The 19,670-nt window shown below is 71.3% G+C and carries 20 protein-coding genes and 1 tRNA gene; 7 read left to right on the top strand and 14 right to left on the bottom strand.

Annotation, left to right across the window (positions count from 1 at the left end):
• Window positions 1-15: 15 nt before the first annotated feature.
• Both BKE38_RS20725 and BKE38_RS20720 read left to right on the top strand, forming a co-directional pair.
• A complete protein-coding gene (locus tag BKE38_RS20725; protein ID WP_076959144.1) occupies window positions 16-1,044 on the top strand; it encodes an aminoglycoside phosphotransferase family protein in 1,029 nt (342 codons plus the stop codon).
• Complete coding sequence (locus BKE38_RS20720) at window positions 1,041-1,766, top strand: nucleotidyltransferase family protein (protein ID WP_207553628.1); 726 nt, start codon at window positions 1,041-1,043, stop codon at window positions 1,764-1,766. Before BKE38_RS20725 ends, BKE38_RS20720 begins: the two co-directional genes overlap by 4 nt.
• A gap of 9 nt (window positions 1,767-1,775) precedes the next feature.
• Here BKE38_RS20720 and mtgA read toward each other — a convergent pair whose 3' ends face one another.
• The 8 genes from mtgA to BKE38_RS20680 all read right to left on the bottom strand — a co-directional run bounded on the left by mtgA (window position 1,776) and on the right by BKE38_RS20680 (window position 9,036).
• On the bottom strand, window positions 1,776-2,453 hold the full coding sequence (gene mtgA / locus BKE38_RS20715; protein ID WP_076959143.1) for a monofunctional biosynthetic peptidoglycan transglycosylase: 678 nt from the start codon (window positions 2,451-2,453) through the stop codon (window positions 1,776-1,778).
• Window positions 2,453-3,061, bottom strand: coding sequence for a thermonuclease family protein (locus tag BKE38_RS20710; RefSeq protein ID WP_083747730.1), 609 nt, complete (start codon window positions 3,059-3,061; stop codon window positions 2,453-2,455). Before BKE38_RS20710 ends, mtgA begins: the two co-directional genes overlap by 1 nt.
• A gap of 85 nt (window positions 3,062-3,146) precedes the next feature.
• Complete coding sequence (locus tag BKE38_RS20705) at window positions 3,147-3,554, bottom strand: DUF2000 domain-containing protein (RefSeq protein ID WP_076959142.1); 408 nt, start codon at window positions 3,552-3,554, stop codon at window positions 3,147-3,149.
• 38 nt (window positions 3,555-3,592) lie between these two features.
• Window positions 3,593-4,450: an AraC family transcriptional regulator gene (locus tag BKE38_RS20700; protein ID WP_076959141.1), complete on the bottom strand. Its 858-nt coding sequence runs from the start codon at window positions 4,448-4,450 to the stop codon at window positions 3,593-3,595.
• Window positions 4,450-4,878: an alternative ribosome rescue aminoacyl-tRNA hydrolase ArfB gene (arfB, locus tag BKE38_RS20695; protein ID WP_076959140.1), complete on the bottom strand. Its 429-nt coding sequence runs from the start codon at window positions 4,876-4,878 to the stop codon at window positions 4,450-4,452. The genes BKE38_RS20700 and arfB overlap by 1 nt, the downstream gene beginning before the upstream one ends.
• A 185-nt stretch (window positions 4,879-5,063) precedes the next feature.
• Window positions 5,064-6,182: an NADH:flavin oxidoreductase/NADH oxidase gene (locus BKE38_RS20690; protein WP_076959139.1), complete on the bottom strand. Its 1,119-nt coding sequence runs from the start codon at window positions 6,180-6,182 to the stop codon at window positions 5,064-5,066.
• Window positions 6,179-7,066, bottom strand: coding sequence for a DUF2272 domain-containing protein (locus BKE38_RS20685; RefSeq protein WP_076959138.1), 888 nt, complete (start codon window positions 7,064-7,066; stop codon window positions 6,179-6,181). The genes BKE38_RS20690 and BKE38_RS20685 overlap by 4 nt, the downstream gene beginning before the upstream one ends.
• Before the next feature lie 8 nt (window positions 7,067-7,074).
• Window positions 7,075-9,036, bottom strand: coding sequence for a hypothetical protein (locus BKE38_RS20680; protein ID WP_076959137.1), 1,962 nt, complete (start codon window positions 9,034-9,036; stop codon window positions 7,075-7,077).
• A 244-nt stretch (window positions 9,037-9,280) separates the two neighbouring features.
• Between BKE38_RS20680 and BKE38_RS33675 the strand changes: the two genes are divergently transcribed.
• The 3 genes from BKE38_RS33675 to BKE38_RS20665 all read left to right on the top strand — a co-directional run bounded on the left by BKE38_RS33675 (window position 9,281) and on the right by BKE38_RS20665 (window position 12,271).
• Window positions 9,281-10,816, top strand: coding sequence for a calcium-binding protein (locus tag BKE38_RS33675; RefSeq protein WP_076959136.1), 1,536 nt, complete (start codon window positions 9,281-9,283; stop codon window positions 10,814-10,816).
• 140 nt (window positions 10,817-10,956) lie between these two features.
• Window positions 10,957-11,349: a response regulator gene (locus tag BKE38_RS20670; protein ID WP_419899851.1), complete on the top strand. Its 393-nt coding sequence runs from the start codon at window positions 10,957-10,959 to the stop codon at window positions 11,347-11,349.
• A gap of 106 nt (window positions 11,350-11,455) precedes the next feature.
• Window positions 11,456-12,271, top strand: a complete 816-nt coding sequence (locus BKE38_RS20665; protein WP_076959135.1) for a CheR family methyltransferase — start codon at window positions 11,456-11,458, stop codon at window positions 12,269-12,271.
• A 46-nt stretch (window positions 12,272-12,317) separates the two neighbouring features.
• On the opposite strand, the gene BKE38_RS20660 is transcribed toward BKE38_RS20665, so the two are convergent.
• The 5 genes from BKE38_RS20660 to pip all read right to left on the bottom strand — a co-directional run bounded on the left by BKE38_RS20660 (window position 12,318) and on the right by pip (window position 17,115).
• Window positions 12,318-13,181, bottom strand: coding sequence for a glycine betaine ABC transporter substrate-binding protein (locus tag BKE38_RS20660; protein WP_076959134.1), 864 nt, complete (start codon window positions 13,179-13,181; stop codon window positions 12,318-12,320).
• A 103-nt stretch (window positions 13,182-13,284) separates the two neighbouring features.
• Complete coding sequence (locus BKE38_RS20655) at window positions 13,285-14,205, bottom strand: ABC transporter permease (RefSeq protein WP_076959133.1); 921 nt, start codon at window positions 14,203-14,205, stop codon at window positions 13,285-13,287.
• 23 nt (window positions 14,206-14,228) lie between these two features.
• Window positions 14,229-15,539, bottom strand: a complete 1,311-nt coding sequence (gene proV / locus BKE38_RS20650) for a glycine betaine/L-proline ABC transporter ATP-binding protein ProV (RefSeq protein WP_242662509.1) — start codon at window positions 15,537-15,539, stop codon at window positions 14,229-14,231.
• A gap of 495 nt (window positions 15,540-16,034) precedes the next feature.
• Window positions 16,035-16,108: transfer RNA gene (locus tag BKE38_RS20645), tRNA-Arg, on the bottom strand.
• 56 nt (window positions 16,109-16,164) lie between these two features.
• Window positions 16,165-17,115 (bottom strand): prolyl aminopeptidase, encoded by a 951-nt coding sequence (gene pip, locus BKE38_RS20640; RefSeq protein ID WP_076959132.1) that lies wholly within the window; start codon window positions 17,113-17,115, stop codon window positions 16,165-16,167.
• Between the two features lie 128 nt (window positions 17,116-17,243).
• Between pip and BKE38_RS20635 the strand changes: the two genes are divergently transcribed.
• Window positions 17,244-18,032 carry a hypothetical protein gene (locus BKE38_RS20635; protein ID WP_242662508.1) on the top strand — a complete coding sequence of 263 codons (789 nt, stop codon included), beginning with the start codon at window positions 17,244-17,246 and terminating at the stop codon, window positions 18,030-18,032.
• Window positions 18,033-18,099: 67 nt separating this feature from the next.
• Here BKE38_RS20635 and BKE38_RS20630 read toward each other — a convergent pair whose 3' ends face one another.
• Window positions 18,100-18,447 carry a DMT family protein gene (locus tag BKE38_RS20630; RefSeq protein ID WP_076959158.1) on the bottom strand — a complete coding sequence of 116 codons (348 nt, stop codon included), beginning with the start codon at window positions 18,445-18,447 and terminating at the stop codon, window positions 18,100-18,102.
• 241 nt (window positions 18,448-18,688) lie between these two features.
• Between BKE38_RS20630 and accD the strand changes: the two genes are divergently transcribed.
• Window positions 18,689-19,670: acetyl-CoA carboxylase, carboxyltransferase subunit beta (gene accD, locus BKE38_RS20625; protein WP_106409265.1), on the top strand; the 982-nt coding region annotated here is incomplete at its 3' end.

Below are 19,670 nucleotides of genomic sequence, written 5' to 3'. Positions count from 1 at the left end.
CCACCTGCCCGCAGCATGACGCCCCTCGCGACCCTCTCCCCCGCCGAGGCCTTCCTGGCCGCGCATGGCTATGCCGAAGCGCGCGCCGAGACCTTGCCCCAGGATGCCGGCCACCGGCGCTACACCCGCCTCTCGGGCGGGCCGCGCCCGGCGCTGCTGATGGATTGCACCGACGCGCCCAAGGTCGGCCTGACCCCGGAAGAGGACCTTCTTCCGTTCCTGCGCATCGCCCGCCACATCGAGGCCATCGGCCTGTCGGCGCCGGCGATCCTGGCCGAGGCGGTGCCGCACGGCCTGGCGCTGGTGGAAGATCTCGGACCCGCCACCCATTCCGCGCTGCTCGATGCCGGGACCGATCCGGCGCCGCTCTATGTCGAGGCGGCCGAGGCCCTGGCCGCCCTGCACGCCGCGCCGCCCCCGGCGGGGTTGCCGCTGTGGGAAGTCGGGCGGATGACGGCGACGGCGGGCGCGACCTTCCTGGACTGGTGGTGGCCGGCGGCGTTCGGCGCGGCCGCTTCCGCTGAGGTCCGGGGCGAGTTCGAAGGGGCGATGACCGCGATGCTGGCGCCCTTTGCCGGCGCCGGCGGCTTCGTCCACCGCGACTATTTCCCGGCCAACCTGATCCGGCTGGAAGGGCGCGACGGCGCCCGCCGCACCGGCATCATCGACTTCCAGGACGCGGCGCTGGGCCACCCGGCCTATGACCTGGTCAGCCTGCTGGAGGACGCCCGCCGCGATGTCCGGCCGGATGTCCGCGACGCCGCGGCTTCGGCCTATTTCGCTGCCCGCCCCGGGCTGAATGTCGAAGAATTCGACGCGGCGCGGGCGGCGATGGCGGCGCAGCGGCACCTGCGGGTGGCCAGCCTCTGGGTCCGCCTCGACCGCCGCGACGGCAAGCCGCATTACCTGCGCCACGGGCCGCGCTGCTGGGACCTGCTGGCCCAGGCCCTGCACCATCCGGCGACCGCCCCGCTCGCCCGCTTCCTCGACGCGCATGTGCCCGCCGCGCTGCGCCAGAACCCTGCCAAGGATGCCGCCGCGTGATCACCCTTTCCTCCGCCATGGTGCTGGCCGCCGGCCTCGGCACCCGGATGCGGCCGCTGACCGAAGCCACGCCGAAGCCGCTGCTGAAGCTGGCCGGACGCAGCCTGCTGGACCACGCGCTGGACCGCATCGAGGCCGCCGGCATCGGCCGCGTCGTGGTCAATGCCCATTGGTTCGCCGAGCAGGTGGAAGCCGCCTGCGCCGCCCGCGCCACCCCACCCACCGTGCTGCGCGAGGACACCGTGCAGGAGACCGGCGGCGGCGTGCGCGACGCCCTGCCGCTGCTGGGCGAGGACCCCTTCCTGGTCGTCAACGGCGACGCCTTCTGGCTGGACGGGCCGAGCCAGGCCATCCTGCGCCTGGCCGCCGCCTTCGATCCCGGGAAGATGGACGGGCTTCTCCTCCTGGTCCGCTCGGCGGTGGTCGAGGGCGAGGTCGGCCGCGGCGACTTCATGATGGACCCGCTGGGCCGCATCCGCCGGCCGAAGGAGCGGGAGATCTCGCCCTATGTCTATGCCGGCGTCCAGATCGTCGCGCCGCGGCTGTTCCGGGAGTCGCCGGAAGGGCCCTTCGGCACCATGCGCCTGTGGGAACGCGCCATCGAGGAGGAACGCCTCTTCGGCCTGGTGCATGACGGGGCCTGGTTCCACCTCTCCCGGCCGGGCGACCTGCGCAAGGCGGAGACCGCGCTGGCCACCGGGCTGGTCAGGGCGATGTTCTGAGGCAGGCCTTCAGCGGGCGCAGTCGAGCAGCGGCCCCAGCTGCCCGATGCGCCGCTGCACGGTGGCGGCGCGGCCCCGCAGATAGCCAGACGGGTTCGCCGCCGACCATTCCAGCGGCGCCGGCAGCACCACGGCAAGCTGCGCCGCCTGGGCCGGCGTCAGACGCTCGGCCGGACGGTTGAAGAAGGCCTGGGCGGCCGCCTCGGCGCCGTAGAGGCCGGGGCCGAATTCGACGCTGTTCAGATAGACCTCGAGGATGCGCCGCTTCGGCCAGAGCAGCGCCACCTGCGGCGTCAGCCAGGCCTCGACCACCTTCCGGACCGGGTCGCGCCCCGGCCAGAGGAAGAGATTCTTGGCGGTCTGCATGGTGATGGTGCTGGCGCCGCGCGGCCGGTCGCCTTCCATCGCCGCCTCGATCTGCCCCTGCAGCGCGGCGAAGTCGAAGCCGAAGGACTGCTCGCAGAAGGAATTGTCCTCGGCGGCGATGACCGCCTGGGCCAGCGAGGGGGCGATGCGGTCATAGGCCACCCAGTCATGCGCGATGCCATGGCCCTGCAGGCCGCGGATCAGCATCAGCGGCGTCAGCGGCACGGGGACGAAGCGGAAGACCAGCAGCAGCAGGGGCGGCCCCAGCAGCAGCACCGCCAGCAGCCGCAGCAGCCGCTTCCGCCAGGGTCCGTGCAGCATCAGCGGGCCTTGCAGGCGTTCGCCCGGTCGCGATGCGTCCAGGGATAGGTGAAGCGGCCGCCCCAGGCGCCGGCATTCTCGCTCTTCGCCGCGGCCTCGTCGCGGGCGTAGCGGCCGTCGGAATAGCGCGGGCAGTCGAAGGCCAGGCCCGAGCGCACCATGGCGGCGTTCAGGTTCACCGTCCGGCCGCGATCGGCGACAGTGCAGGTGGCGACGGTGCGGCCATGCGTCAGGCTGCCATCCGGGGTGCAGGTCACCTCGCGGCCGCCGATCAGCTCGGCGAGTTCGGCGCGCGCCGCCGCGCCGCAGGCGAAGCGGCCGCCGCCGGCGCGGGTGCATTGCTGGTCATGCTCGAAGGCGTCGATGCCCTGCATGCGCACCCGGATGCCGTCCAGGTCCATGGTGTCGCCGTCGATCACCCGCGGCTGGCCGGAGAAGGGCTCGCGCGGGGCGGCGCGCTCGGTCCGCGGCGCCGGGCCGAAGATCTCCCGCCCCAGCCGCTTCCACTGCGATTCGCTGACGCCGAAGGCGCCGATCCCGCCCAGCAGCGCCACCAGCAGCAGCCCCCAGCCGCGCAGCGAGGCGGGGAAGGAAGACCGGCGGCTCATCGAGGACCGTCCATGAAGAAAGAGTCACGCATGGCCCCTGCCCTATCGGGACTGGCGGGCGATGGAAAGGGGCTTCACCGGTCCGTCACCCGTGCAGCGCCAGCCCCTTGGTCGCCTTGTCGACATCCTTGCGCGGTCCGCGCAGCGCCAGGCCGACCAGGTCCGGCGCCTCGGCGGGCTCGGCCAGGAAGGCGGCGCGGTTGGCGGCGTCATGGCCGGTGGCGAACATCGCCCGGACATAGACCGCCCGCGTCAGCCCGCGGGCGATGCCCTGCTGCCAGGCGCGCAGCAGGCCTGCGGCATCGCCAGCGAAGACCAGCATCGGCTGGCCCAGCAGCCGGGCATGGCTGCGGCCGGCCGCGTCGAGATAGGGCTCGCCCAGAGCGTCGGGCGCGCTGGCGGCGATGCCGGTGGCCAGGAAGGCGGTGACATTCAGCTTCTGCCAGACCGCGAGATCGTCCAGCACCACCACCGCCACCTTCGTCTCAAACATCTTTTTCAGGGTCCTTCTCTCGATGGAGAAGGACAGGGTCACCCGGGTGGCGGCCCCCTGTCTGGAACGCCCGTGCACAGCCGCCGATAGGCCGCCGGCGTCACCCCATAGGCGCGGAGGAACCAGCGGCCGAGATGGCTCTGGTCGGCAAAGCCGCAGAGCGCCGCGACCGAGGCGGGCGCGCCGCCCGCGGCCAGCAGCCCCCGCGCCCGGACCAGCCGGATCTGCACCTGATAGGCATGCGGCGAGGTGCCGAAGGCGGCGCGGAAGGCGCGGGCCAGCTGGAAGCGGTCGGCCGCCCCCACCGCGCGGGCCAGGCCGTCGGCGCCGACCGGATCGGCCAGGCGGTCCTGCAGCCAGTCGCGGGCGCGGCGGGCGACGCGGTCATCGCGCGGGGTCTCGGCCGGCTCGGCGCGGCCGAGATGCGGGCGTAATCCGCGCAGCACCGCGTCCAGCGCCGCGTCGCGCAGCAGCTGGCTTTCCGGCAGGGCCAGCGCCGCGCGGGCGCCGAGGATGGCGCGGCCCAAGGCCGGGTCGTCGCCCAGGCTGGCGCGGAAGGCCGGGTCGCGGTCCTCGCCCGGCCCGGCGCCCAACCCGGCACGCAGCCAGGCGCGCGGCAGATAGAGCATGGAATAGGCGAAGCCGCCCTCGCCGCCGGACTGGCCGTCATGGGCTTCCTGCGGCTCGATCAGGATGATGCGGCCGGTGGTGCTGATCCGCCGCGCGCCGCGGCAGAAGAAGTCCTGCAGCCCGTATTCGGTGACGCCGACCAGCCAGTCGTCATGCCGGTGCAGGTCATAGGCATGGCCGGAGAAGCGGGCCCGGATCGCCTCCACCCCGCTGGCCGCGTCGCGCGCCAGGCGAACCTGGCTCCGGATGCGGTCCGGCGCCGGCATCAGTCGTGCGCCGGCTTGCCGCGCATGCGCTTGGTCTCGCCGCGCTGCGACTTGCCTTCCAGCCGGCGCTTCTTCGAGCCGAGCGTCGGCCTGGTCGCGCGGCGCTTGGGCGGCGGCGGCTTGGCGGCCTCGCGGATCAGCTCGAGCATGCGGGCGAGCGCATCCTCGCGGTTGCGGAGCTGGGTGCGGTGCTGCTGGGCGGTGATGATGATCTCGCCGGCCTGGGTGGCGCGGTGGCCGGCCAGGCGGATCAGGCGCGCGCGGACGTCGTCGGGCAGGCTGGGCGAGTTGGCCGCGTCGAAGCGCAGCTGCACCATGGTCTCCACCTTGTTGACGTTCTGCCCGCCGGCGCCGGAGGCGCGGGCGAAGCTTTCGGTCAGCTCGGTCTCGTCGATGCTGAGGCGAGCGGTGATGGAGATCCTTGGCATTTTTCTGTCTGACTGCCGTGTCCACGTGGGGACAGTGCGTGAAACGGCCCCGCCGAAGCGCGACCTGCGGGGGAGCGCCATCGGGGTGGCGCCGCAGAACAAGCGCTGCCCCAAAACGGCCAAAAGAACAGAAAAAAGAAGGGGTCGAGGGGAATTCCTTCCCCTCGCCTTCGTCTTTCTTCTCTTTACCCGAGAGCCGGCAGGGTTGCCGCCACCGGCATGTCGACGCCTCCGGTCTTGCCCTGCATGCTCCAGGCCCGGTCGTATTGCGGCGGGGACTGGATGGCGTCGAGGCGGCCGAGAGCCTTGGCCGCGTGCATCGGCCAGTAGGGGTCGCGCAGCAGTTCGCGGGCCAGCAGGATCACGTCGGCCTTGCCTTCGGTCAGGATATCCTGGGCCTGCTGCGGCTCGGTGATCAGACCGACGGCGGCGACGGCGACCTCCGCCCCGGCGCGGACCGCGGCGGCGCCGGGGACCTGGTAGCCGGGGGCCAGCGGGATCTGCGCCGGCACCAGCGCGCCGGAGGAGACGTCGATCAGGTCGATGCCCAGCGCCTTGACCTGGCGGGACAGCTCGACCGTCTCCTCGGTCGTCCAGCCGCCTTCGGTCCAGTCGGTGTGGGAGAAGCGGATGCCCAGCGCGATCTCGTCGGGGATGGCCGCGCGGACGGCCTTGACCACCTCGCGGGCCAGGCGGGTGCGGCCCTCGAAGTCGCCGCCCCAGGCGTCGTTGCGCTGGTTCGACAGCGGCGACAGGAACTGGTGCAGCAGGTAGCCATGCGCCGCGTGGATCTCGATGAAGCGGTAGCCGGCCTCGACCGAGCGCTTCGCGGTGGCGGCGAAGTCGGCGATGACCTTGGCGATGCCCTCCTCGTCCAGGGCGGTCGGCACGTGCAGGCCGGGGAAGCCCACGGCGCTGGGGCCGACCGGCTGCCAGCCATGCTCGGTGGCCAGGCCGCCGATCCAAGGCTCGGCGGTGCTGGCCTTGCGGCCGGCATGGGCGATCTGCACCCCCGGCACCGCGCCGGCGGAGGCGATGATCGCCGCCAGCTGGCGATGCGCCGGGACATGGGCGTCGCTCCAGAGGCCGACGTCGCGCGGGGTGATGCGGCCCTCGGGGCTGACGGCGGTGGCCTCGACGATCACCAGGGCAGCGCCGCCGATGGCGCGGGCGTGCAGGTGGCCCAGGTGCCAGGCGGTCGGCACCCCGTCGGGGCCGCAGCTGTACTGGCACATCGGCGCGACGCCGATGCGGTTGCGGAGCGTGACGCCGCGCAGCGTCAGGGGCGAGAACAGGTCGGTCACGAGGCAGGCCTCCAGCCGGATGAGGAAATGCGTGCCGGCGCGCCGCCCCAGGGGGGCAGGCGGCCCAGGCGATTCTCGAAGACGGCGAACCACTGCGCGCCGCCCGGCTGCCGCGGCAGCAGGCGGCCGCTGGCATCGGCGGCGAAGCGCGACAGGGTCACGGCATCGGCGATGTTGCCGCCGATCGCGGCGACCTCGCCGGGGCCGGCCTGGACCACGATGTCGCAATGCATCGGGCGGAACTGGCCGGTCTCGGCGCGGCGCAGCTGCCAATGGGCCAGGTGCCGGTCCGAGCGGTCGGCGCAGACCAGGTCGCCGACCTGCGGCGGGTAGCTGTCCCAGTCATGCGGGATGAAGGGGGCGGTGGCCGGGAAGGCGGCCGCATCGGCCAGCATGCCGTCGATATAGAAGGCATGCGCCGCCGAGCCCGGGAATTCCCGCTGGTCGACCCCGGCATTGCGCAGGACATAGCTGATGAAGGCGGCCGACCAGGCGGGCTCGCCCCAGAGCGCCGCCGGCGCGCCGCCCAGCGCCATGCCGTAGAGCCGGCGGTTGCGGGCGATGGCGCCGCCGTCCTCGACCGCGCGCCAATAGGCCAGCACGCGGGGGAAGTTTTCCAGGTTGCTCTCCGGGCCCGGACCGCGGCTTGGCCGGCTGGCGCGCGGGGTGCGCAGGTCGACGGTGATGCCGCCCCAGTCGCGCCATTCGGCCTCGGCGATGCGCAGCATCCGCTCGCGCGCGCTGGGCGGATAGGGCACGGGGGGCGCCAGGGTCGTCTGCGGCGAGGGCGTCGCCGCGCAGGCGCCGAGCGTCAGCATCGCCGCGAGGCAAGCGAGCAGAGAGAAACGCCGCGCCGGAGCGCAGCGGTGCAGGGCGACGGTCATGCGCGCGGTCAGGCCGGGACGGCCGCCTGGCGGATGGTGGCGGCGTCGGGCGCGGTCAGGCCCAGCAGCACGGTCGGCTGGGTGGCGGCATTGCCCTCGCCGGCCAGCGGGCTGGTGCGGACCTCGAGCGTGCCGTCGACTTCCTTCACCCGGCCGCGCAGGGCGCGGAAGCTGGCCTCCTGCAGGGTCTGCAGCGCCTGCTGGGTAGCGGCGTCCAGCACCAGCGCGCCCTGCTGCTGGGCCAGCGCCACCGCGCTGCAGGCGCGCATCAGCAGGCCGAGCTTGAAGGACCAGAAGCCGCCATCCTCCTCCCAGCGGCCATCGGCGCGGCGGCTGCGCACCAGCGGCGTCTCCAGCGCGTGCAGCCCACCATCGGTCGGCACCTCCTGCTGGCCGATGCGGATGGCGGCGATGGCGCGGGCGACGGCGCCCTGCAGCCGCGGGTCCGGCCAGCGCAGGCTGATGCGGGCCAGGGCCAGCAGGGCGGCGGCGTGGTTGTCCAGATAGGCGGCGTGGCCGGGCTCGGCGAAGGCGCCGCCTTCCTCTTCCGAACGCTGCAGCGTCAGCAGCAGGTCGAGGCCGCGGGCCAGGCGGGCGCCGTAGCGCTCCTCGCCCGTCGCGCGGTGCAGGCTGGTCAGCGAGATCAGGGCGAAGGCCAGGCTGCGCAGATAGACGCGGCTGCCACGCAGCCCCTCGGGCGAGCCCTCGCCGAGGGCCGCGAAGAACAGGTCGAGATGGCGGTCGTACCAGGCGCGCAGCTCGGTGCGGCGCGGCTCGGGCAGCGGCGGGTCATAGGCACGGGTGGCGGCATGCAGCAGCTGGGTGGCCACGGCGTTCAGCGCGACGCCATGGTCGGCGGTGAGCCCCGGGTCGCGCCCGGCGAGCGAGGAGGGATCGCGCAGGAGATCGGCATAGGCGGGCAGGCCGAGGGTCGCGCTGCCGGCGGTCAGCAGCCGCTGCTCCACCGCCTGGAACTGGGCGCCGCCGCCCAGGCTGTCGCAGGCATGGCGCAGCAGCAGCCAGTGCAGCCGGCCGTCGCGCGGCTGCGCCTTGACGCTGTAGACGGTGGCGGGCGTCGCCGGCGCGATATGCAGGCCGAGCGCGGCGCCGGGGGTGTTCTCCTCGATCAGGCTGATCAGCTCGGTGGCGCCGGTCTGCAGCGTCGCCAGCGGCTCGGCGCCCAGCGTCACGGCGCGGGACTGGCCGCCGGCGGTGACGTTGATCTGCGAGAAGGGGTGGAGCGGCTCGCCCGAGAGCTCGTCCACCGCGGTGGTCAGGCGGATCCGGGTCAGCTGCACGCCGGGCTCGGCGCGCAAGGTCACCGTTGCCTGCAGCCGCGGGTCGCCGGCGGTGACGCGGTATTCATAGCGCAGGCGCCCGACCACCTTGGTGGTCTTGCGCAGCATCCCGACCTCGGCCTTCAGCACGCTCTCATGGAACAGCAGGGCGCCGCCGGGCTGCGGCTGCACGCCGAACTCGGCGATGGCGTCCTCGACATCGAGGCAGAAGCGCTGGCGGCCGATGCGGAACTCGACCATGTGGCCGGTGTAGTGCACCGGGCGGCCGTTGGGCGCCTCGCGCACCGTCTGGCGGAGGATGCCCTTGGACAGGTCGCCGGTGAACTGGTGGGTGGCGGTGACCACCAGGAAGTCGCGCGGATCGGCCTGGACGATGCGGCATTCGGCGGCCGAGACCCGGCGCATCAGCAGCGGGCCCTGGCCCATGGCCAGCAGCAGCTCGGTCAGGCGGTCCGACAGCTTGCCCCAGCGCGAGCGCAGCCCCGGCTGGGCCAGCAGCTCGACCGCGGTCGCGGTGTCGCCGGTCCAGCACCATTCCGAGGTGGCCATGGGCACATGCGTCTCGCGCAGCGCCGCGACCTCGCGCCCGTCCAGCGGCAGGCTGCGCAGCAGGTGCCGCTCCAGATAGGCGATCAGTCGGTCGCGCTCGGGGGCACGCAGCATTTCGGCCATCGGTCTTCAGGCTCCGCTCACAGGCTCGGTCACGCCGCATGATAGAGCGGGTTGGGCGATGGCGCGACTGCCTGTCGTTCGCTGTCGGCCCGCCCCCGGCACCGGTGGAGGTTTTCGAAACTGGATCAAAGGCTTGAGCGCGTCCTTTCGCTACCCCGAACTGATCGGCCGGCGGGGCGGCGCGGATTGACACCAAGTAAAACCAACCTGATACGAAATATTCGTCAAGCGGAGGGAAAACCCGATGTCCATCAAGCCCAAGCTCGTCACGCTGCTGGCGGTCTTCGACGGCACCGACGGCGACGACCACATCAGCGGCACCGAGGCCGCCGACCAGTTCAACGGGGGCCTGGGCAACGACAAGCTCTATGGCCGCGGCGGCGACGACGTGCTGGATGGCGGCGCCGGCGACGACCAGCTGAATGGCGGGCTGGGCGCGGACCGGATGGTCGGCGGCGCCGGCAACGACATCTATATCGTCGACAATATCGGCGACCGCGTCGTCGAGGCCAGCGGCGGCGGCATCGACACGGTGAAGAGCAGCGTCAGCTTCTCGCTCGGCGGCAGCTTCATCGAGAATCTGACACTCACCGGCGACGGTCGGATCGACGGCACCGGCAACTCGCTGTCCAACACGCTGATCGGCAACCGGGCGGCGAACACGCTCTACGGCCTCGGCGGCAACGACGTCATCGATGGCGGCTTCGGCGCCGACACGATGTATGGGGGCACCGGCAACGACACCTATTACGTCGACAACCTGATGGACCGGGTGATCGAGAATGCCGGCGAGGGCACCGACACCGTCCGCAGCAGCGTGACCTTCACCCTGTCCGACCATGTCGAGAACCTGACCCTGACCGGCACCGCCAGGTCCGGCTCCGGCAATGCGCTGAACAACACGCTGAGGGGCGAGTCGACCGGCGTCGCCCTATACGGATTGGGCGGCGACGACCGGCTGGAGGGCTCGGCGACCCATGGCAGCCTGCTCGACGGCGGCACAGGCGCCGACATGATGATCGGCGGCCTCGGCAACGACACCTATTACGTCGACAATGTCGGGGACCGCATCGTCGAGACCGGCAATGGCGGCGTCGACACCGTCTACAGCTCGATCAGCTTCAACCTGGGCGGTGGCTTCGCCAACAACATCACCCTGGGCGACCTGGAGAGCGACACGCCCCAGCTCGACCTGAACGGGCTCGGCAACAGCCTGGACAATATCCTGATCGGCAACAACGGCCGCAACCGGCTGGAGGGCAAGGCCGGCAAGGACGAGCTCTACGGCCATGGTGGCGACGACACGCTGCTGGCCGGCGACGGCACCGACCTGCTGTTCGGCGGCGAGGGCAACGACTATCTCGACGGCGGGCTGGGCAACGACCGGATGGAGGGTGGCGCCGGCGACGACTGGCTGGTGGCCCGGGGCTACAACAACATCATGACCGGCGGCGAGGGCATCGACCGTTTCGAGATCCGGGCGCGGGCCTCGTCCTCCATCACCGATTTCCGGCCCGGCGAGGATTACATCCTGATCTCGGCAGCGGTCTTTGGCGGCGGACTCTATGCCGGCATGGATCTGGAGGAGGAGGATTTCTATCAGCCCGATGGCGGCCCGGCGACCGGCGACCATGGCAGGCTGGTCTATACGCAGGGCGTCCCGGGTTGGGGCAGCAGCCTTCACCTGGACCCGGATGGCAGCGGGCCGGAAGCGGGCATCACCATCACCCTCATCACCGGCGGCGCCCCCCTGTTGGAGGACATCATCATCGTCGCCTGAACCGCCCCGCTTGCGCTGTCTCCATCCATTCGACAGGGGTTAACATCGCGTAAACGTCAGCACCCCTAGATGCCGCCATGACGTGGCGGGTCTCCCGCCTGATGCCGGGGATCGGCAGGCAAATCCTAAGGAGCGCTGGCGTGGACGAGGCATTGACCGTCCTGGTCGTGGATGACAGCCGGGTGGTGCGCAAGCTGGCGCGCCGCATGCTGGAGAAGCACGGCGCCGTGGTGACCGAGGCGGCCGACGGCCAGGAGGCGCTCGATGCCTGCCGGCTCGGCCTGCCGAAGCTGGTGCTGCTCGACTGGAACATGCCGGTCATGGACGGGCTGGAATTCCTCAAGGCCGCCCGCGCCGAATTCGGCCCGGATGAGCCGCTGGTGATGCTCTGCACCACCGAGAACGACTTCGAGCGCATCCTGATGGCCCTGGGCGCCGGCGCCCAGGAATACATCATGAAGCCCTTCGACGACGAGATCCTGACCGGCAAGCTGGCCCAGCTCGGCCTGGTGCCGGAACCGGCGGGGTCCTGAACCCGCCGGGCGCAGCCGGCGGCGCCACGCCGGCATCGACACCGCCTCCAAGGTCGCTCGACCACCGCCTCAGCTGCCACGGGAAGTCCCGGGCCGGAGACGCCGCATGAACGCGGATAGCTTTGTCCTGATCGCGACGCTGGTGAAGTCGCGCGCCGGCATCGTGCTGACGCCGGACAAGGACTACATGCTGGAGACCCGGCTGGCGCCGATCCTGCGGAGCGAGGGGCTGCCCAGCCTGGACGCCCTGGCGCTGAAGCTGCGCGACACCCGCTCGGAGATCCTGGCCCGTGCGGTCACCGAGGCGCTGACCGTCAACGAGAGCAGCTTCTTCCGCGACGGCAAGCCCTTCGACCACCTGAAGCGGCTGATGCCGAAGCTGCAGGCGGCGCGTCCGGCGGGGCAGAAGCTGCGGATCTGGTCGGCCGCCTGCTCGACCGGGCAGGAGGCCTATTCCTGCGCCATGGTGCTGCGCGAGCTCGGCATCCGCGACGCCGAGATCTACGGCACCGACCTCTCCCGCGAGGTGGTGGAGCGGGCCCGCGAGGGGCTGTTCACCCAGTTCGAGGTGCAGCGCGGCCTGCCGGTGCAGATGCTGGTGAAGTATTTCAAGCAGGAAGGCGGCAAGTGGCGGGCCTCGCCGGAGCTGCGCGCCATGACCCGGTTCGAGGAGCGCAACCTGCTCGCCGACCATCGGGTGCTGGGCCGCTTCGACGTGATCTTCTGCCGCAACGTGCTGATCTACTTCGATCCGCCGACCAAGGAGCGGGTGCTGAACGCGCTGGCCGGGCTGCTGGCCCCCGATGGCGCGCTGTATCTCGGCGGCGCCGAGACGGTGCTGGGCCTGACCTCGCGCCTGGCGCCGATCCCGGGCGAGCGCAGCGCCTATGGCCTGGCCTCCAGCCTGGCGATGGCGGGCTGACGAAACGGCCGGGCCGGGGCGACGCCCCGGCCCGAACCGACAGACATCAGCCGGCGAACCAGCCGTTCACCCGGCTGGCATGCTCGGAGATATAGGCCTCGACGGCGGCGTCGTTGTCCTTCTCCTGGGCGACCAGCATGGCGGCCTCGAGCTCGGCCAGCGGCATGTTCAGCTTGGAGAGGAAGGCCGCCAGCTGCGGCTGCGCCTGGCGCAGCCCCGGCCGGCCGAGGGCGATGACCTCCTCCGCCCCGCCCAGCGCGCCCTTCGGATCAGCGAGATAGCGCAGCTCGTGCTTGCCGAACATCCAGTGCGGGCTCCAGGCGGTGGCGACGATCCACTGCTTGCGGCGGATCGAGCGCTCGACCATCGACAGCATCGCCGCCTCGCTGGATTCCTGCAGCGTGTAGTCGAGGCCATAGTCAGCAATGGTCTGGCGCGACAGCCGGGTCAGGCCGGCGCCCGGCTCGATGCCCTGGATGCGGCCCGAAAGCTTGCCGCGGACATCGTCCTTCGCCAGGTCGGCGATCGAGGCCAGCTCGGACTCCGGGACATAGGCGGGCACCACCCAGCCCAGCTTGGCGCCGTTGTAGAGGACGCCCAGGCGCTCGGCCTTGCCCTCGACGCGCTGCCAGTAATCGGCATGGGTCTTCGGCAGCCAGCACATCAGCATGGCGTCGACATCGCCGCGGGCCAGGCCCTGGTAGAGCGGCGCGACATCGGTCTGCACCAGCTCGACCTTCATCCCCAGCTTCTGCTCGGCGAGCCTGGCGGCCAGGCGGGTGATGAACTCGGCATCGGCCCAGGGGGCGAAGCCCAGCTTGGCGGTGCCGGCGGCGCGGGCCAGGCGGGGCGCGGCAAGCGCGAAGGGGGCGGCGGCGGCAAGGCCGAGGAAGGCGCGGCGTGCATGCATGGCGTCGGTAATCCTGTTGTTGTTCGTGGCGCAGGCCCGCCGGCCGTCGCGCTGGTCAGCGCGACGACGGACGACCCGCGTATGGACAGTCAATGGAAAGGGATCAGGCGCGGCCGGGGTGGCCCTGGACGGCCTCGTCCTCGGACTCGGCCGCCTTGCGGCTGCCGAGCGCCGCGCGCAGCCCGCCGAACAGGCTGGGGCGGGCATTGCCGAAGCTCTGGGTGATGCGGTCCAGCAGCACGGCCAGCACGACGACAGCCAGTCCACCCTCGAAGCCGGTGCCGACATCGAGGCGCTGGATGCCGGTCAGCACGGTGTTGCCGAGGCCCCCGGCGCCGATCATCGAGGCGATCACCACCATCGACAGCGACAGCATGATGGTCTGGTTGATGCCGGCCATGATGGACGGCAGCGCGTTGGGGATCTGCACCTTCAGCAGCAGCTGCGTCGGCGTGCAGCCGAAGGCGAGCCCGGCCTCGATGAATTCCGAATGAACCTGGCGCAGGCCGAGATTGGTCAGGCGCACCACCGGCGGCATGGCGAAGATGACCGTGGCGATCGTGCCCGGCACGGCGCCGAGCCCGAAGAACATGGCGGCCGGGATCAGGTAGACGAAGGCCGGCATGGTCTGCATCAGGTCGAGCACCGGGCGCGCGACCCCCTGCACCGCGTTGCTGCGGGCCATGGCGATGCCGAGCGGGATGCCGACCAGCATGGCGAAGCCGGTCGCGGCGAGCACCAGCGACAGCGTCTCCATCATCCGCGGCCAGAGGTTCATGCCCATGATCAAAGCGAGCGCGGCCACGGCGAAGACAGAAAATTTCCAGCCCACGCGCCACAGCGCCAGCAGCGCGATGGCGGCGATGATCACCGGGGCCGGCAGGCCGACCAGCACGTCGCGCAGGCTGTCGGTGACGAGGGCGATAGCGGCGGCGATGCCGTCCAGCGTGGGCGTGAAATGGTCGAGGACGAAATTGACGGCCGCATCGGCGGCCTCGCCGATCGGCAGATCGAGATCCTGCATGGCGTGCTCCTTTCCGCGGGCGTTCAGTCGGTGGACCGGTCGAGGCTCATGAGCAGCGTCGACTTGCTGATCGAGCCCAGATAGCGCTGCGCGCCATCGACCACCGGCAGGGGATGCGGGCTCTGCGCCACGCGGCCCATCACCTCGGACAGCAGGTCGTCCGCATGCAGCGGCTCGACATCGGCCAGGAAGGCGCGGGCATAGGGGTCGGCGGCGCCGCTGCGGGCGGCCTGCGCCAGGGAATCGGCGCTGACCATGCCGTGGTAGCGCTTGTCGCGGCCGACCACGATGGCGGTGTCGCGGTCATGCCGGCGCAGCCGCTCGAGGGCGGCCGGCACCGCCATGCCGCGGCGCTCGATCAGCGTCACCTGGGTCTCGCGGGCGATGTCGCGGGCGCGGAAGACCTGGGCGACGTCGACGTTGCGGAAGAAGGAGCGGACATAGTCGTTGGCCGGTTTGGTCACGATCTCGTCCGGCGTGCCGACCTGCACCACATGGCCGTGCTGCATGATGGCGATGCGGTCGCCGATGCGCATGGCCTCGTCCAGGTCGTGGCTGACGAAGACGATGGTGCGGCTGTGCTCCGACTGCAGCCGCAGCAGCTCGTCCTGCATCTCGGCGCGGATCAGCGGGTCGAGCGCCGAGAAGGCCTCGTCCATCAGCAGCACGCTGGGCTCGCTGGCCAGCGCGCGGGCGAGACCCACGCGCTGCTTCATGCCGCCGGAGAGCGCGTCGGGGCGCGACTGCGCATAAGGCGCCAGGCCGACACCCTTCAGCGCCGCCATGGCGCGGGCATGGCGCTCGGCCTCCTTCACGCCGGCGACCTCGAGGCCGAAGGCGGCATTGTCCAGCACCGTGCGGTTGGGCAGCAGCGCGAAGGACTGGAAGACCATCGCCATATCGCGGCGGCGCAGCGCGATCAGGTCCTGGGCGGAGAGCTTCGTCACATCCTGGCCATCGATCTCGATGGCGCCGGCAGACGGCTCGATCAGCCGGTTGATCAGCCGCAGCAGGGTCGACTTGCCGGAGCCCGACAGCCCCATGATGACGAAGATCTCGCCGGCATGGATGTCGAAGCTGGCATCGTGCACGCCGATGGTGCAGCCGGTCTCGGCCAGGATCTCCTCCTTGGTGCGGCCCTGGCGGGCCAGGGCGATCGCGGCCTCGGGCCGGTCGCCGAACACCTTGAAGACGTTCCGCAGCGCGATCTTCACCGGGGCGGCGGCCTCCTCGGCCAGGGGAATTCCCTGGGGCGCCGCCGGGGCGGCGGCGGGGCTCGGCATCGCAGACGGGTTCGGCCGGGCGTCGCCGCCCGGCATGGTCGTGGTTTGCATGGTCCTCGGGTCGTCCTCGGGCCTGCCGCCCGCCTTCGGGAGCGGCATCACCTCCATTGAGTGAGCAGATGACGGCATCTGTGGATTGTGCCCTGAAAATGACACAGTCCAGAGACGCCGCCGGCTTCGCGCCAAGGTCTAGGCATCCATCGGATGAATGTCCACCCTGAAATGAGGAATGGCCAGAACAATCACAGAATCGCCGCGTCCAACCGGAGAATTACAGTCCAGAAAACGATCGGTTCTTGGGAGAGAGGAGGCCACATGAATTCGCATGTATTGGTGATTTTAAATCAATGTCCGACTTCGAAACGAAAATGACTGGCCATGCAGGCCGGTTTGCTTCATCAACTCGCGTCCATGGGAGAGGTTTCAAGCCGGTTCGTTGGGATATCGGATCGATTGAGGGGCATGGCTTCGCAATGGCGGCCAGCGCCATCGCGGCCGGGCCGTCCTGCGACCCACCTGTCCGCCCGCGATGAAAATCCGGAAAAATGTCCCCGGCGGGATTCGAACCCACGGCCCCCAGATTAGGAATCTGGTGCTCTATCCGGCTGAGCTACGGAGACACGCGCGGCAAGCTAGTGCATATCGCGCCGCAACGGAACCCGGCTTCCGCGGCCGCTCAGCCGCGGCGGCGGAAGCGTTCCACGGCCGCCACCAGCGACACCCGCACCCCCGGCTCCAGCGCCGAATGGCCAGCATCGGGGACAACGGTCAGCCGGGCGCGCGGCCAGGCGGCGGCCAGGTCGAAGGCGCTCTCCGCCGGGCAGACCATGTCGTAGCGGCCCTGGACGATCTCGGCCGGAATATGGGCGATGCGCGCCATGCCGCCCAGCAGCCCCTCGGGTGGCAGGAACAGGTCGTGGGCGAAGTAATGCGCCTCGATCCGCGCCAGGCCCAGCGCGGTGCGGTCCTGGGCGAAGCTCGCCACCGTGTCCGGGCTCGGCATCAGCGTCGAGCACAGGCCTTCATACTGGCTCCAGGCCCGGGCGGCGGGGAAATGCACCTGCGGGTCGGGGTCGGTCAGCCGGGCCAAATAGGCGCGCAGCAGGTCGCCGCGCTCGGGTGCCGGGATGAATTCGGCGAACTGGCTCCAGGCATCCGGGAAGATCCGGCGCATGCCGTAGAGGAACCACTCCACCTCCTGCGCCCTTCCCAGGAAGACGCCGCGCAGCACGCAGCCCTGCACCCGGTCGGGATGCGCCTGGGCATAGGCCAGCGCCAGGGTCGAGCCCCAGGAGCCGCCGAACAGCAGCCAGCTGTCGATTCCGAGGAACCGCCGCAGCGTCTCGATATCGGCGACCAGGTTCGGCGTGGTGTTGCCGGCGAGTTCGCCCAGCGGCCGCGACCGGCCGGAGCCGCGCTGGTCGAAGATGATGATCCGCCAATGGGCGGGGTCGAAGAAGCGGCGGTGCACCGCCCCCGCCCCGGCGCCCGGGCCGCCGTGCAGGAACAGCGCCGGCTGGCCGCGCGGATTGCCCACCTGCTCCCAATACATCACATGCCCCCCCGACAGCGGCAGCAGGCCGGTCTCGAAGGGCGCGATATCGGGGAAGAGGTCGCCGCGGGGCATGGCCGCATGTTTGGCCCGGCCGCCCCGCCCACGCAACACCCGCCCCCGCAACACCAGGGCGCGAGAACTGCAATGTTTGCGGGTCGCCACCCCTTCGCGCGGGCGCGGTTGATGCTTAGTTTGACAGAATGGCGATGCCTCCCAGCGCTGGTCCGTCTTCCGCCGGCTCCCCTTCGGCCAACGCCCGCTCCGGCGATGCCGCCGGCGCGCTGCGCTGCGCCGTCTGCGGCGGCGAAAGCCGGCAGCCGCCCTTCCGCCCCGGCCCGCCCGAGCAGGCGCCCGACCTGGACCTGCGTCCCGGCGAGCCGCTGCGCGGCACCATGGCCCGCTGGCTGCAGCAATGCCCGCATTGCGCCTATGCCGCCCCCGATATCGGCCGCGCCCATCCGGCGGCGGCCGATGCTGTGGCGGCCGCCCCCTTCCGCGCGCTGATCGCCGACACCAGCCACCCGCCGCTGGCCCGCCGCTTCCTGGCCTGGGCCCATGTGCTGGAGGAGACCGGGGCGCTCCACGCCGGCGCTGAGGCGACGCTGCACGCCGCCTGGGTCGCCGACGACATGAACCGGCCGGACCTGGCCGTCGCCTGGCGGCGCGACGCGGTGGCGCTGTGGCGCTCCGGCCCGCCCCTGGACGCCGAGCAGACGGTGCGGGTGATCGACGCCCTCCGCCGCGCCGAGGAATGGACCGACGCGGCGACGACCGCCGAGGCGCTGGCCGCGCATCACCCGCCCGAGGCGGTGGCCCAGGTCGTGGCGCTCGAGCGCCGGCTGATCGCGGCGCAGGATACCGGGCGGCACACCCTGGCCAGCGCGGCGCCCCCGGCGCCGCGGCCGCATGCGGCGCAGCCGCGGGCCAGCCGCCGGCCGGCCAACAACGGCGGGCTCATCAACTGGCTCAGGAAACTGTTCAAGAAGTAAGCCGGGCCAGGGGAAGGAATTCCCCTGGACCCCTCTTCTTCCTGTCCGTGCGGCCGCTGACGGACACTCAGTCGACCGGCAGGAAGATGAAGACCACCGCCATCACCAGGCAGCCCATCGCGGCCAGGTAGGTCCAGCGCAGCGGCTCGCCCAGCACCATCACCGAGAAGCCGCCGAAGACGATCAGCGTGATCACCTCCTGCATGATCTTCAGCTGCTGGCCGGTATAGGCGCCGTAGCCGATGCGGTTCGCGGGCACTGCCAGGCAGTATTCGAAGAAGGCCAGCCCCCAGCTCAGCAGCACCGCCAGCCACATCGGCCAGGAGGGGTGCTTCAGGTGGCCGTACCAGGCATAGGTCATCACCAGGTTGGAGCCGATCAGCAGCAGCGGCGGCAGCAGCAGAGAGGGGGTCATGAGGCGTGGCATCCCGCGATGGCGCCGGGCCATCCCGGCGGCCTCATTCAAACGCCGCGCCCAGGCCCTTGCCAGTTGAAATGACCACCTTTTCATCCAATTCTCAGGCCGCGCCGCGGAGTGCGGCGCGGGCCTCCCGGAAGGCCCGGCCGGCTTGCCCCTTGCTTCGCGCGGCCACGAAGCCTACCACCGCCGACTTCGCGACCAGCCGGCGCGGACAGCAGGAAAGAGAGGTCTCCGCATGAACTGGATCAGCGAATGGGCGCTGCCGAAGATCCAGACATGGCTCGGCCGCAAGGAGGTGCCGGACAACCTCTGGCACAAATGCCCGGCCTGCGAGCAGATGATCTTCCACCGCGACCTCGAGCGGTCGCTGCATGTCTGCACCCATTGCGGCCACCACATGCGCATCCCGGCGCAGCGCCGCCTGGAATACACCTTCGATCCCGGCTTCCAGCGCATCGAGCTGCCGCGGGCGCCGGCCGACCCGCTGCGCTTCCGCGACCAGCGCCGCTATGCCGACCGGCTGAAGGAAGCCCAGGCCAAGGGCGGCCAGGATGACGCGGTCGCCGTGGCGCATGGCACGATCGAGGGCCGCCGCGCCGTCGTCGCCGCCTTCGAGTTCGGCTTCATGGGCGGCTCGATGGGCGCCGGCGTCGGCGAGGCCATCGTGACCGCCGCCAAGCTCGCCGTGCTGCAGGACGCGCCGCTGATCGTCTTCACCGCCTCGGGCGGCGCGCGCATGCAGGAAGGTGCGGTCAGCCTGATGCAGATGCCGCGCACGGTGATCGCGACGCAGATGGTGAAGGAGGCCCGCCTGCCCTTCATCGTCGTCATGTGCGATCCGACGACCGGCGGCGTCACCGCCTCCTTCGCCATGCTGGGCGACATCCACATCGCCGAGCCCGGCGCCATGATCGGCTTCGCCGGCGCCCGCGTCATCGAGCAGACGGTGCGCGAGAAGCTGCCCGAAGGCTTCCAGCGCGCCGAATACCTGCTGGAGCACGGCATCCTCGATCTGGTGGTCAAGCGCGGCGACATGTGCGCCCAGCTGGCCCAGGTGATCAGCCTGCTGCGCGAGCCGCTGCTGGCCAAGGCCGAGGAGGAGGCCGTTGCGGCCGAGCCCGTCGAGCCCGCCGCCACCGCGCCCGCCCCGGCGCCGGCCCCGGCAGCGGCAGCGACCGCCAAGGTCACCCCGCTGCCGACCGCGCCCAAGCCTGCCG

Origin of the sequence: Teichococcus deserti (assembly GCF_001982615.1) — a bacterium.
Classification (GTDB): Bacteria; Pseudomonadota; Alphaproteobacteria; order Acetobacterales; family Acetobacteraceae; genus Pseudoroseomonas; species Pseudoroseomonas deserti.
This window is presented reverse-complemented; position numbering and strand designations above follow the sequence as displayed.